This is a genomic window from Tatumella citrea, from assembly GCF_002163585.1.
GTDB lineage: Bacteria > Pseudomonadota > Gammaproteobacteria > Enterobacterales > Enterobacteriaceae > Tatumella > Tatumella citrea.
In genome coordinates this window covers 1,635,569-1,648,604 of sequence record NZ_CP015579.1, presented here as the reverse complement: position 1 = coordinate 1,648,604, position 13,036 = coordinate 1,635,569, and the positions used below count along the sequence as shown (strand labels likewise).

12 protein-coding genes are annotated in these 13,036 nt (G+C 49.5%); 9 read left to right on the top strand and 3 right to left on the bottom strand.

Going from position 1 to position 13,036, the window contains the following annotated elements; all coding sequences use genetic code 11:
• Positions 1-33: 33 nt before the first annotated feature.
• Complete coding sequence (locus A7K98_RS07815) at positions 34-1,164, bottom strand: FAD-dependent monooxygenase (protein WP_087488040.1); 1,131 nt, start codon at positions 1,162-1,164, stop codon at positions 34-36.
• A 176-nt stretch (positions 1,165-1,340) separates the two neighbouring features.
• On the opposite strand from A7K98_RS07815, the gene A7K98_RS07810 reads away from it, so the two are divergent.
• Positions 1,341-1,982 carry a TetR/AcrR family transcriptional regulator gene (locus A7K98_RS07810; RefSeq protein ID WP_087488039.1) on the top strand — a complete coding sequence of 214 codons (642 nt, stop codon included), beginning with the start codon at positions 1,341-1,343 and terminating at the stop codon, positions 1,980-1,982.
• A gap of 250 nt (positions 1,983-2,232) precedes the next feature.
• Here A7K98_RS07810 and icd read toward each other — a convergent pair whose 3' ends face one another.
• Positions 2,233-3,483: an NADP-dependent isocitrate dehydrogenase gene (gene icd, locus A7K98_RS07805; protein ID WP_087488038.1), complete on the bottom strand. Its 1,251-nt coding sequence runs from the start codon at positions 3,481-3,483 to the stop codon at positions 2,233-2,235.
• A gap of 348 nt (positions 3,484-3,831) precedes the next feature.
• Between icd and rluE the strand changes: the two genes are divergently transcribed.
• From rluE to A7K98_RS07765, 8 genes are all read left to right on the top strand, one after another.
• Positions 3,832-4,452, top strand: coding sequence for a 23S rRNA pseudouridine(2457) synthase RluE (rluE, locus tag A7K98_RS07800; protein ID WP_087488037.1), 621 nt, complete (start codon positions 3,832-3,834; stop codon positions 4,450-4,452).
• Between the two features lie 45 nt (positions 4,453-4,497).
• Positions 4,498-4,956 carry an NUDIX domain-containing protein gene (locus tag A7K98_RS07795; RefSeq protein ID WP_087488036.1) on the top strand — a complete coding sequence of 153 codons (459 nt, stop codon included), beginning with the start codon at positions 4,498-4,500 and terminating at the stop codon, positions 4,954-4,956.
• 64 nt (positions 4,957-5,020) lie between these two features.
• The gene (mnmA, locus tag A7K98_RS07790) at positions 5,021-6,136 is read left to right on the top strand and encodes a tRNA 2-thiouridine(34) synthase MnmA (protein ID WP_087488035.1); all 1,116 of its coding nucleotides are present in this window, start codon (positions 5,021-5,023) and stop codon (positions 6,134-6,136) included.
• A 13-nt stretch (positions 6,137-6,149) separates the two neighbouring features.
• Positions 6,150-6,791 carry a high frequency lysogenization protein HflD gene (gene hflD / locus A7K98_RS07785; RefSeq protein WP_087490416.1) on the top strand — a complete coding sequence of 214 codons (642 nt, stop codon included), beginning with the start codon at positions 6,150-6,152 and terminating at the stop codon, positions 6,789-6,791.
• A 46-nt stretch (positions 6,792-6,837) separates the two neighbouring features.
• Positions 6,838-8,208, top strand: coding sequence for an adenylosuccinate lyase (gene purB / locus A7K98_RS07780; RefSeq protein WP_087488034.1), 1,371 nt, complete (start codon positions 6,838-6,840; stop codon positions 8,206-8,208).
• A 104-nt stretch (positions 8,209-8,312) separates the two neighbouring features.
• On the top strand, positions 8,313-8,984 hold the full coding sequence (gene phoP / locus A7K98_RS07775) for a two-component system response regulator PhoP (protein ID WP_087488033.1): 672 nt from the start codon (positions 8,313-8,315) through the stop codon (positions 8,982-8,984).
• Entirely contained in the window at positions 8,977-10,431 is a 1,455-nt protein-coding gene (gene phoQ, locus A7K98_RS07770; RefSeq protein WP_269466932.1) for a two-component system sensor histidine kinase PhoQ, read from the top strand. The genes phoP and phoQ overlap by 8 nt, the downstream gene beginning before the upstream one ends.
• 69 nt (positions 10,432-10,500) lie before the next feature.
• Entirely contained in the window at positions 10,501-11,637 is a 1,137-nt protein-coding gene (locus A7K98_RS07765) for a ribosomal protein uL16 3-hydroxylase (protein WP_087488032.1), read from the top strand.
• A 47-nt stretch (positions 11,638-11,684) separates the two neighbouring features.
• Here A7K98_RS07765 and pepT read toward each other — a convergent pair whose 3' ends face one another.
• Positions 11,685-12,929 carry a peptidase T gene (pepT, locus tag A7K98_RS07760; protein WP_087488031.1) on the bottom strand — a complete coding sequence of 415 codons (1,245 nt, stop codon included), beginning with the start codon at positions 12,927-12,929 and terminating at the stop codon, positions 11,685-11,687.
• Positions 12,930-13,036 lie beyond the last annotated feature (107 nt).

Genomic DNA, 13,036 nt, shown 5'->3' with positions numbered 1-13,036 from the left:
ACAGGCAATATTTCTTATATATATCAAAGACATTTACTTAATTGATTTAGTCAAAATTTTCCACAAGAAACGCCTAATCTTCACAAAGAAATTGCTTGATGGCACGAAAAGTTGCGAGCGTAGCCTTACGAAGCGCTGGTGCTTTTCAATAAAAGGTCTCATGCTCTTTTCATATTCATTAAGAGCATCGTCGATATTGCTCTCATTTCCTGCAAGGGCATTACCTAATGCTACCCCGCCGATCATCCCGGCAGACGCACCCATACCAGAATACAGAGTCAGGCACCATGCAGCATCGCCAAGCAGAACAACCCGCCCTTTTGACCAGGATGACATTTTCACCATATTTACTGTATCAAACACATAATCCTGAGTACCTGACAATTCATCCAGTACAGAGGATATAAGCCCGCTGTTATCCAGACCGCTAAAAATCTTATGTAAGGTTTCGGCCGGAAGTTTTTTAGAAGTTACTTTTTCTCCTGAAATTCTGTAGGAAAATAATGCAGTGGGTGGCATGTTGGCTAACGGGAAAACCGTTAGTGACCGGCCTTTTTCAGCTATAATTATGCCATCCCCCTGAGAGAATCCTTTTAACTGTTCTGATAAAGGAAATGCGCAAAGAACGGTTCCAACCGGATGCAAAAAATTGTCGTCAGAGCCAAAAACCATTTCGCGTACGCTTGAACGTATGCCATCAGCGCCGATAACAAGATCATAATCCTCTTCATATACAGGGCCATCCCCCTGCCGGAGGGACACTGAAGCAGTGAATTCTTTATTAGTAATACTTACGGGACCGGTATCAAATCGGACTTCAATACTCTCATCAATGACCTTCCAGAGTGCCTCCTCAATATCACCACGGAGTAACGCAACAGGAGCGTTTGTTTCATTCGTAATATCTCTGATTGGCCTTCTGTTACCATCCTTATTAATATCGTAGAACTGTGCTTTCTGAGGAGTACGGTTAGGCATGTACTTAAACGCACCTAATGATTCGGCCGCTTGTTTTCCCTCCTCACGCAAGCCAATAAAATATCCCCCCTTCCTTCGTTCAGAAGAACGCTCAATCAGGACCGGAAACCAACCTTGTTTTTTAAGAGAAATAGCAGCTGACATTCCACTGATGCCTAAACCTACAATCAAAACCTTTCGTTTCATATCTCACGCCCACCCATAACCAGCTGATATCTGGATAAATTTAAGTAAAATGCCACATGGTACTATTTTACTTTTACTTAAGTTAGGTATCTCACCCCTTAGTTTAAATTAAATTTAAACTTTAAATGTGAGATAATAAACCTATATTCGAAAAAAATTTGTAACCGGAATGATCTATGAGCAGAGAACGTCGTAGTGATGGTGAGTTAACCCGGATAAAAATCCTGGAAGCCGCTGGCCAACTGATTGCCGAACATGGTCTTGCACATACGACTAACAAGTCGATAGCCAGTGCCGCAGGGGTTGACCTGGCGGCGATCAACTATCATTTCGGTGGCAGAGATGGACTCTACCTCGCAGTCCTTTCGATGGCACATCAACACTATCTGGATGGTGACAAACTGGCTAGACTTGCTGCCAGCCCGGTGCACCCGGATGAAAAACTGGGCGCATTTATTGAAATTTTCATCTCAAAAATGAATGAAGAATGTGGCTGGTACAGACGCGTATTAGCACGAGAATTACTGGCTCCCTCAGTACAACTCGCCGATTTCGTAAACAGTGAAGGGTTGGGAAAAATTAAGTCAGTCAGGAAAATAGTCAGCGAAGCAGCAGGTATCAGCGAAGATGACCCGGCGTTATTGCCTTGTATGTTAAGTGTGATTGCGCCATGCATGATGCTGATAGTAGCAGGAAACCGAATACCCGGACCTGTAAGCGAAGTTGCGGCAATGCAGGCTCAGGAACTGACCGATCATTTTAAGCGGTTTTCCCTGGCAGGTCTTAAGGCAATAAAAGACTCCAAAAAGAGTCAATAACAGAAAAGTTTCCGTTGCCACAACTAAGTAAGTCCTGATGAACATACCTGCTCATACCTCGCTGGTATTAGATAAATACAGAAGTACTCAGCAAGTTGATTTCACACTGGCTCACCAATGTCCATTGCAAGGAATTTAAATCATTGGATACGGGAAAATTATCAGGGAATTGAGTAAATTTAACAGCGGGTTTAAACAAAAACGGGCCCCATCCGGGACCCGTTCCACTTGTAACCACCGTTACCGGAAATTACATATTTGCGATAATCGCATCACCAAACTCTGAAGATTTCAGCAGTTTAGCGCCGTCCATCAGACGTTCGAAATCGTAGGTGACGGTTTTAGCGGCGATAGCGCCTTCCATACCTTTAACGATAAGGTCAGCCGCTTCGGTCCAGCCCATATGACGTAACATCATTTCTGCAGACAGAATCACTGAACCCGGGTTCACTTTATCCTGACCTGCGTATTTTGGTGCAGTACCGTGGGTTGCTTCGAACAGCGCGCAGTCATCACCGATGTTGGCACCCGGAGCAATACCGATCCCGCCGACCTGAGCTGCCAGGGCGTCAGAAATGTAGTCGCCATTCAGGTTCATACAGGCAATAACGTCGTATTCAGCAGGACGCAGCAGAATCTGTTGCAGGAAGGCATCAGCGATAACATCTTTAACGATGATTTCTTTGCCGGTTTTAGGATTTTTGAATTTCATCCATGGGCCGCCATCCAGCAGCTCAGCGCCGAATTCTTCTTTCACTAACTGGTAACCCCAGTCTTTGAAAGAACCTTCGGTGAATTTCATGATGTTGCCTTTGTGAACCAGAGTCAGGCTGTCACGGTCGTTGGCAATGGTGTATTCCACCGCTGCACGCACCAGACGTTTGGTACCTTCTTCAGAACACGGCTTAACACCGATACCACACTGCTCAGGGAAACGGATTTTTTTAACACCCATTTCTTCACGCAGGAATTTGATCACTTTGTCCGCTTCAGCGGTACCTGCTTTCCATTCGATACCTGCATAGATATCTTCGGAGTTTTCACGGAAGATCACCATGTCGGTATCTTCAGGACGTTTCAGCGGGCTTGGAGTACCGGTGTAGTAACGAACCGGACGCAGACAGATATATAAATCGAGCTCCTGACGCAGTGCAACGTTCAGTGAGCGAATGCCTCCGCCAACCGGAGTGGTTAATGGGCCTTTGATGGCAACGCGATATTCTTTGATAAGGTCGAGGGTTTCCTTCGGCAGCCAGACATCCGGACCATACAGTTCAACAGATTTCTCGCCAGTGTAGATTTCCATCCAGGAAATCTTGCGGTCGCCCTTGTAAGCTTTCTCTACGGCGGCATCAACTACTTTCAGCATAACAGGAGAAACATCAACCCCAATCCCGTCCCCTTCGATGTAAGGGATCACAGGGTTATTAGGTACAACGAGTTTTCCCTGACTAACAGTAATCTTCTGACCTTCCGCCGGAACAACAACTTTGCTTTCCATCAACCTCTCCTTCGAGCGATTTTATGTTAATGATTTGTAAGATGCCGGACAATAGTACCCGAATACGCAGGCAATAGCATGCAAAAAAATGTATCCGCTTACCCGTTGCCGGGGACGTGGTGACTAAGAGTATTACCGCAAATTTTCACCGGTGATAAGCATTTTATTTCCCTGACCGGGGAATTGTGATGCAGATGGGTAGTTACAGGCAGATTTGTTCAGCCTGCTGAATAACTGTACGAAAAACCGGCGGTTAGCATATTTTCCGCAGGATGACTCTTCGACAGACTACAGCCAAAATACCCTATCCGGGTTATACTGCTGTGATTCTGGTCAATAATACACATTATGTTTAACAAATCCCGACATCCTCAGCGGTCAACCCGCCCTTCCCGGACTCCGGTTAGTCAACAACCCCGGAAGATCATTCTGTTTAACAAACCTTTCGATGTGCTGCCACAGTTCACCGATGAAAGCGGGCGCCGGACGCTAAAAGAGTTTATTCCGTTGAGCGGTGTTTATGCCGCCGGCCGGCTGGACCGTGACAGTGAAGGCTTACTGCTGTTGACCAACGACGGCAAATTACAGGCTCGCCTGACTCAGCCCGGCAAACGGACCGGGAAAACCTATTTTGTGCAGGTTGAAGGTGATCCCACAGAGCAGGATCTGCAACGGCTGCGTGACGGAGTGACCCTGAAAGATGGCCCTACTCTGCCTGCCACGGTTGAACGGGTTTCGGAACCGCTCTGGTTGTGGCCACGCCAGCCGCCCATCCGCGAGCGTAAGTCCGTTCCAGACTGCTGGCTGAAAATTGTGCTGCATGAAGGACGTAATCGTCAGGTTCGGAGAATGACGGCGTTTATCGGTTTCCCGACATTGCGGCTTATCCGCTATGCTATCGGCAGCTATACTCTGGATAATCTGACCTCCGGAGAGTGGCGTGAAGTGAGTTCCTCGTCAGAGGTCTGAGACCAGATTTCCGACACTATCTTTTCCCTGTTTCCGGGAGTATTTATGTTTAGGCCGCACATTACCGTCGCCTGTATGGTTCACGCCGAAGGCAAATTACTGGTCGTGGAAGAACGGATTAACGGATTACCGACTCTCAATCAGCCGGCAGGTCATCTGGAAGCTGATGAAACACTGGCAGAGGCTGTCAGCCGGGAGTTGTATGAGGAAACCGGACTGCAGGCAGAACCGCACTATTTCCTGGGAGTTCAGCAGTGGATTGCCCCGGATAAAACACCGTTTATTCGCTTTCTGTTCGGGCTGGACCTCGCGATTTGTGCGGAAACCTCGCCGCAGGACAGTGATATCGACCGCTGCCACTGGCTAACCCCTGAAGCTGTTATCGCGGCAGATAACCTGCGTTCTCCGTTGGTTGCCGAATCTGTACGGCTCTGGCAGCAGCCGGAGCGCTATCCTCTGAGCCTGGTTTCAGCCTTCAATTGGCCGTCCGTCAGGGATGCGTAACAGACTGTGTCATGGTAGAATGCGCCGCCGGTTTTTTTATAAATACGTCTTGTGTGAGTAGGTCATGTCTGACAATAGTCAAAAAAAAGTAATCGTCGGTATGTCCGGCGGGGTAGATTCTTCCGTGTCAGCCTGGCTGCTGTTACAGCAGGGATACCAGGTTGAAGGTCTTTTCATGAAGAACTGGGAAGAAGACGACGGGGAAGAATACTGTACTGCTGCCGAAGATTTGGCTGATGCACAAGCTGTATGCGATAAACTGGGTATCCGTCTGCATAAGATTAACTTTGCAGCAGAGTACTGGGACAATGTATTCGAACATTTCCTTGAAGAGTACAAAGCCGGGCGCACGCCAAATCCGGATATCCTCTGCAACAAAGAGATCAAATTTAAAGCCTTCCTTGAATTTGCCGCCGAAGATCTCGGGGCAGATTTGATTGCTACCGGTCACTACGTTCGCCGCCAGGATGTTGACGGTAAAAGTCGCCTGTTGCGCGGCCTGGATGCCAATAAAGATCAAAGCTACTTCCTGTACACCCTGAGCCACCAGCAGGTAGGCCAGAGTCTGTTCCCGGTCGGAGAACTGGAAAAACCGGAAGTCCGCCGTATTGCGGAACAGCTAGATCTGGTGACCGCCCGTAAGAAAGACTCTACCGGTATCTGTTTTATCGGTGAGCGTAAATTCCGAGATTTCCTCGGACGCTATCTGCCTGCACAGCCAGGAATTATCGAAAATACCGAAGGCCAGGTGCTGGGTGAGCATCAGGGGCTGATGTATCACACTCTCGGCCAGCGCAAAGGCCTGGGCATCGGTGGACTGAAAGACAGCAACGATGATCCCTGGTACGTGGTAGATAAAGATGTTGCCACCAACCGGCTAATTGTCGCTCAGGGTGCAGAACATCCGCGTCTGATGTCCGTGGGCCTGATTGCTCAGCAACTGGACTGGGTTGACCGGCTGCCGGTCACCGCACCGTTCCGTTGTACCGTCAAAACCCGTTACCGTCAGACCGATATTCCGTGTGAAGTGATCCCTCTGTCAGATGAACGGATTGAAGTGCGGTTTGATGAGCCAGTGGCAGCAGTCACTCCGGGACAGTCTGCGGTATTCTATCTGGATGACATTTGTCTGGGCGGCGGCGTTATCGAACAGCGCCTGCCTCTGCCTGGCGCTGAATAATAACGGGGACACCGTGGCAAAAAATATCAGGGAAATCACGCTGGCACTGGCCGGCGTTTGCCAGGCAGCTCATCTGGCACAGCAACTGGCCCATCAGGGCAGTTGCCCACCAGAGGTGTTTCGGGTGTCGTTGCAAAGTCTGGTGGATCTTAATCCACCCGATACCCTCGCCGTTTATGGCGGAGATGCAGCTAACCTGCGTTTTGGTCTGGAAACCCTGATTGCCGTCCTGCATAATCCCTCGCGCCAGGGTGTGAGTGCCGAACTGACCCGTTATACGCTCAGTTTGTTGATGCTGGAACGTAAACTGCACAGTAACCGTAAGGCTCTGCAACAACTGACACAGCGAATTTCCGGGCTGGACCGTCAGTTGCAGCATTATGCGCTGGACTCTGATACTGTGATAGCCGCTATTGCTGGCATCTACGTCGATGTTATCAGCCCGATTGGCCCGCGAATTCAGGTCACCGGATCATCGGCAGTATTACAGAACAGCCAGGTACAGAGCAAAGTACGAGCCTCGCTGCTGACGGGTATCCGCAGTGCGGTACTCTGGCAACAGGTAGGCGGTAGCCGCCTGCACTTAATGTTTAGTCGCTCCCGGATTGTCGGAGAAGCGAAATCAATTTTATCCCGTTTGTCGCCCGGATTTTAACTGGCGACAGCATGACTGCTTTTACAATGATTCAGGAGTTGCACTGATGGAATTATCCGCACTGACCGCCGTTTCCCCTGTTGATGGACGCTATGGGGAAAAAGTCAGCCCGCTGCGCGCGATTTTCAGTGAGTTTGGTTTACTGAAATATCGTGTTCAGGTTGAAGTTCGCTGGTTACAAAAACTGGCTTCAACCGCAGAAATCAAGGAAGTTCCTGCATTTGATGCTGACGCAAACGCTTACCTTGACCAGATCGTCGCCAATTTTAGCGAAGAAGATGCAGCACGTATCAAAACCATCGAACGCACCACTAACCACGATGTGAAAGCGGTCGAGTACTTCCTGAAAGAAAAAGTTGAATCAGTTCCTGCCCTGCAGGCCGTTTCCGAATTTATTCATTTTGCCTGTACTTCTGAAGATATTAATAACCTGTCTCATGCTCTGATGCTGGAAACAGCCCGTCGTGAAGTTATTCTGCCTTACTGGCAGCAACTGACTCAGGCGCTGGAAACTCTGGCCACCGAGTACCGTGATCTGCCGTTACTTTCCCGTACCCACGGCCAGCCTGCTACCCCTTCTACACTGGGTAAAGAGATGGCTAACGTGGCTTACCGGATGGCTCGTCAGGTTCGTCAGTTAGAGCAGGTTGAAATTCTTGGTAAAATCAATGGTGCCGTAGGTAACTACAACGCCCATATTGCCGCTTATCCGGAAGTGAACTGGCATCAGCTGAGTGAAGAGTTTGTGACTTCACTGGGTATCCGCTGGAACCCGTACACCACTCAGATCGAACCTCACGATTACATTGCAGAACTGTTTGACTGTGTGGCCCGGTTTAACACCATCCTGATCGATTTCGACCGTGATATCTGGGGTTATATCGCTCTGAACCACTTTAAGCAAAAAACCATTGCCGGCGAAATTGGTTCTTCAACCATGCCGCATAAAGTGAACCCGATCGATTTCGAAAACTCGGAAGGTAACCTCGGTCTGGCAAATGCGGTTCTGCAGCATCTGGCTGCCAAACTGCCGGTTTCCCGCTGGCAGCGTGACCTGACAGACTCCACTGTGCTGCGTAACCTGGGCGTCGGTATCGGTTATGCGGTGATTGCTTATCAATCTACCCTGAAAGGTATTTCCAAACTGGAAGTTAACCGTGATCGTCTGCTGGATGAACTGGACCATAACTGGGAAGTGCTGGCTGAGCCGGTACAGACCGTGATGCGTCGTTACGGTATCGAAAAGCCGTATGAAAAACTGAAAGAACTGACCCGCGGTAAGCGCGTTGATGCCCAAGGAATGCAGGAGTTTATCGATACCCTGCCGCTGCCGGAAGAAGAAAAAACCCGTCTGAAAGCAATGACTCCGGCTAATTACCTGGGCCGTGCTGTCACTATGGTTGATGAACTGAAATAACCTGCCAACACAGGCCGGATAATCCGGTCTGTGTTCATCCCCTGTTTACCCCAAATCACGTATACTGACCAGATAGTCCATCCTGCCTGGTTTGAGGTTTTATTATGCGTGTGCTGGTTATTGAAGATAATGCTCTGTTGCGTCACCATCTGGCGGTCCAGTTGCGTGATATGGGGCATCAGGTTGATGCTGCCGAAGACGCCAAAGAAGCGGATTATTTTCTGTCAGAACATGAACCCGATGTCGCCCTAATCGATCTTGGCTTGCCCGGAGAAGACGGCATGACGTTGATTCGTCGCTGGCGAGCCCGCTCAGTAAAACAGCCTATTCTGGTACTGACTGCCCGCGAAGGCTGGCAGGCTAAAGTTGAAGCACTCGAAGCCGGTGCTGATGACTACGTCACCAAACCGTTTCATATTGAAGAAGTCGCCGCGCGGTTACAGGCACTAATGCGCCGTAACAGTGGACATGCTTCTCAGGTGATCGATTCCGGTCCCTTCCAGGTCGATTTATCCCGCAAAGAACTGACTATTAACCAGCAACCGGTAAAACTGACCGTCTTTGAGTACACTATTGTCGAAACGCTAATCCGTAATGCCGGCAAGGTCGTCAGTAAAGAGTCTCTGATGCTGCAACTCTATCCGGATGCGGAATTGCGTGAAAGCCATACCATTGATGTGCTGATGGGCCGTTTACGCAAAAAGATACAGCAATTGCATGATGGTGATGTGATTACCACTGTCCGTAGCCAGGGCTATCGTTTTGAGTATTGCTAAACGCCTGCGCCATATTATTTCGCCGCACGGTCCGCTGTCATTGCGGGTGCGGTTCTTGTTAGCTGCCTCGGTGCTGGTGTTGTTTTTGTCACTGTCCTACGGAGTGGTGGCGGTCGTTGGCTATGTGATTGGTTTCGACAATAACACCTACCGTGTATTGCGCGGCGAGAGTAACCTGTTTTTCACCCTTGCGCAGTGGCAGGATAACAAACTGACCATTGCTACACCGGAACGTATTAAGCTTAATTTCCCGACGCTGGTATTTATTTATAATGAACATGGTCAGCTACTGTGGCAGTTACGTGATGTCCCGGAAATCCGCTCGGAAATTCATCCCAGCTGGTTGCTGAAAAGCGACTTCTACGAAATTGATACCAATAACCATACCAGCCTGGAAGCTATCGGCGATGATCGCGTAGCGCGACAAAAAATGAGCCAGTTGGCCAATGACGATACCTTCACTCACTCCGTCGCGGTAAACCGCTATGACGCGACACCGAGCCTGCCGGCACTGACCATTGTTGTGGTGGATTCGATTCCCCAGGAGCTGCAACACTCTGACGTAGTCTGGATGTGGTTCAGTTATGTGCTGGCCGCCAACCTGCTGCTGGTGATCCCGCTGTTATGGCTGGCCGCTCGCTGGAGCCTGAAACCTATAGGGCTGCTGGCTTCTCAAATTCACGAACTTGAAACCAATAAACGTGACAGTCTGGACTCCAGTCCACCGCAGGAATTGCGCAGTCTGGTGCGTAACCTGAACCTGCTACTGAATAACGAACGTCAGAGGGGAATGCGCTACCACACAACTCTGTCTGATCTGACTCACAGCCTGAAAACGCCGCTGGCGGTCCTGCAAAGTACGTTACGTTCATTGCGTGGCGGGCACCGGTTAACTATTGAAGAGGCTGAACCGGTGATGTTAGAGCAAATTAGCCGGATATCGCAGCAAATTGGCTATTATCTGCATCGTGCCAGCCTGCATGCTGACCATAATCCGTTGCAACGTGATCTGCATTCAGTTCCGGCATTATCAGACAGCCTTTGCTCTGCACTGAACAAAGTTTATCAGCGGAAAGGTATCGTTCTGTCACTGGATATCTCTCCGGAGTTAACCTTCTGCGGCGATCAAAATGATTTTATGGAAGTGATGGGTAATGTTCTGGATAACGCCTGTAAATATTGCCTGGAATTTATTGAAGTCACCGCCATGCAAAGCGAAACTGAGTTGCACCTTTTTATTGACGACGATGGTCCGGGGATTCCGGTCAGTAAACGTGATCTTATTTTCCAGCGCGGCCAACGCGCTGATACTCTGCGTCCCGGTCAGGGTATCGGGCTGGCAGTGGCCCGGGAAATCGTCGATATCTATCAGGGAGAGATTATCGCTCACTCCAGCGCTCTGGGTGGTACCCGGATGGAAGTGATATTCCGCCAGCAACAGATGTAAATTCTGCCAGACTTCGCCCCGGTCAGACTGATATACTGGGCCATAACTTCAGCAAAACAGAAGGTTTCTATGGACTACCAACTTTCCATCAACTGGCCGGAATTTCTGGCAACTTACTGGCAGAAAAAGCCGGTAGTGATTAAGCAGGGGTTTAATGATTTCATCGATCCAATCACCCCCGATGAACTTGCCGGGCTGGCGATGGAAAATGAAACGGACAGTCGGCTGGTCAGCCAGGATAATGATAAATGGCAGGTCAGTCATGGTCCATTTGAGAGCTTTGATCATCTTGGAGAGACTCACTGGTCATTGCTGGTTCAGGCTGTCGATCACTGGCATGCGCCTTCGGCTGCGTTGATGCAACCCTTTCGTACCCTGCCCGACTGGCGAATGGATGACCTGATGGTCTCCTTTTCGGTGCCCGGGGGCGGTGTCGGCCCACATCTTGATCAGTACGATGTGTTTATTATTCAGGGCAGCGGTCGCCGACGTTGGCGTGTGGGCAATAATGTGCAGATTAAACAGCACTGCCCGCATCCTGATTTGCTGCAGGTTGAGCCTTTTGAGGCAATTATTGATGAAGTTCTGGAACCCGGCGATATTGTCTATATTCCACCGGGTTTTCCTCATGACGGATATTCGCTGGAAAATGCCCTGAATTATTCGGTAGGCTTCCGCGCACCTTCCGGAAAAGAGCTGTTAAGCAGCTTTGCAGACTATGCACTGGCCAACGAAATCGGCACCCATCGTTACAGTGACCCGCAAATTAGCCCCCGCAACAATCCATCAGAGATTTTGCCAGCCGAAACTGAGGCTATCCGGGGCATGATGCTTGGGCTTATCAGCAAACCTGCCAGTTTTAATCAATGGTTTGGCGAATTTATTTCCCAGTCACGCCATGAGCTGGATATCGCCCCGCCGGAACCACCGTATCAGCCTGATGAGATCCTTGATGCGTTGCAACAGGGGGATACCCTGACGCGCCTTGGCGGGCTGAGGGTGATTACGCTCGGAGAATTGGTATTTATTAACGGTGAAAGTCTCAGTTGTCGCTGGCCGCAGGCATTACATATGCTGGCCAATAAAATGACTCTGACTGTGGATGATTTTGCCGATGCTCTGGACGATCCTGCATTTCTGAATCAGCTGGCCGGGCTGGTCAACAGCGGTTACTGGTATTTTGACGATCAGGATGCTGAGGAATAATCTGTAACCACACAGAATTGTCCCGCACCGGACAATTCTGTGGAATATTAGTGGGCGACTTGTTTGCCCACCGCAGCAAGTTCGGCAATCTGCATAATTACCTGCACACTCAGGTCCATAATGTTTAGTGAAGCAAATTCATGTTTGCCGTGAAAGTTAAATCCGCCTGTAAACAGATTCGGACAGGGTAATCCCTGCCAGGACAATACTGCACCATCCGTTCCTCCGCGTACGGGTTTCACCACCGGAACTATTCCGCACTGTTCGATGGCCTGCAATGCCAGATCAATCACCTGAGGTCGTGCCTCGATTTTCTCACGCATATTCCGGTAGCTTTGTTGAAAACTCACCGATACTGACGCATGGCTGCCATACTGATGATCCATTCTGCCGGCAATAGCTTCAAGCCGTTGCTGACGCAACAGAAAATCCTGCCAGACAAAATCGCGCACCAGATAATGCATTTCGGCCCGCCCTGCATTTCCTTTCACCGAATCCAGATGATAAAAACCCTGGTAATCGGTGGTATTTTCCGGCTTCTCTTCAGGAGGTAACTGCGCGTGGAATTCCCAGGCCAGCTCCAGCGCATTAAGCAGCTTGCCTTTCGCCTCTCCGGTGTGTGCGCTATTACCGGTAATTTTTACGATAGCCCTGCCGGCATTAAAATTTTCGTACTCGAATTCCCCGGCACCGCTACCGTCAACCGTGTAAGCCCAGTCAGCACCAAATTCCTCAATATTGAACAGTGCGGCCCCTGTTCCCGTTTCTTCATCCGGAGTGAAAGCGACACGAATTTTGCCGTGGGGTCGTTGCTGCTGTTTCAGGCGGGCCAGCGCAGTAATAATTTCCGCAATGCCTGCTTTATCATCGGCACCGAGCAGGGTTTTACCGTCGGTGGTAATCAGGGTATGACCATGTAACTGATGCAATACCGGAATAAGGACCGGTGACAGAATTTCATCGCCGATACCCAACGCAATATCCCCGCCACGATAATTTTCTACCAGTTGCGGCTGAACATTTTTGCCGCTGCAATCCGGTGCGGTATCAAGGTGGGCAATAAAGCCTACTACCGGTACCGGCTCGCTGACCGTAGCCGGTAAGGTTGCCGTCAGACAACAATGTTCACTTAAACTGATATCAACACATCCCAGTGTTTCTAATTCTGCCATCAGCATTCTGGCCAGTTGCCATTGACCTTCACTGCTGGGTACCTGCCCGGCACGACATTGCACTTTCGACTGCGTATCTACCTGAACATATTGTAAAAATCTATCCAGTAATTTTTCCATCTCAGGCTCCTTTGTCATCATTGGTTATTATTGACATATCGAAGCCCTGTTATTTTGTCCGAAGTCATAAAGCGTTCGTTTATATTAATTAATTAAACGCTGCTGTA

Excerpts from the sequence above, each read along its gene's own strand:
- rluE (WP_087488037.1), top strand. The coding sequence starts at position 3,832 with ATGTTTAACAAATCCCGACATCCTCAGCGGTCAACCCGCCCTTCCCGG.
- pepT (WP_087488031.1), bottom strand. The coding sequence starts at position 12,929 with ATGGAAAAATTACTGGATAGATTTTTACAATATGTTCAGGTAGATACG.
- A7K98_RS07815 (WP_087488040.1), bottom strand. The coding sequence starts at position 1,164 with ATGAAACGAAAGGTTTTGATTGTAGGTTTAGGCATCAGTGGAATGTCA.
- icd (WP_087488038.1), bottom strand. The coding sequence starts at position 3,483 with ATGGAAAGCAAAGTTGTTGTTCCGGCGGAAGGTCAGAAGATTACTGTT.
- A7K98_RS07795 (WP_087488036.1), top strand. The coding sequence starts at position 4,498 with ATGTTTAGGCCGCACATTACCGTCGCCTGTATGGTTCACGCCGAAGGC.
- A7K98_RS07765 (WP_087488032.1), top strand. The coding sequence starts at position 10,501 with ATGGACTACCAACTTTCCATCAACTGGCCGGAATTTCTGGCAACTTAC.
- A7K98_RS07810 (WP_087488039.1), top strand. The coding sequence starts at position 1,341 with ATGAGCAGAGAACGTCGTAGTGATGGTGAGTTAACCCGGATAAAAATC.
- purB (WP_087488034.1), top strand. The coding sequence starts at position 6,838 with ATGGAATTATCCGCACTGACCGCCGTTTCCCCTGTTGATGGACGCTAT.
- phoP (WP_087488033.1), top strand. The coding sequence starts at position 8,313 with ATGCGTGTGCTGGTTATTGAAGATAATGCTCTGTTGCGTCACCATCTG.
- mnmA (WP_087488035.1), top strand. The coding sequence starts at position 5,021 with ATGTCTGACAATAGTCAAAAAAAAGTAATCGTCGGTATGTCCGGCGGG.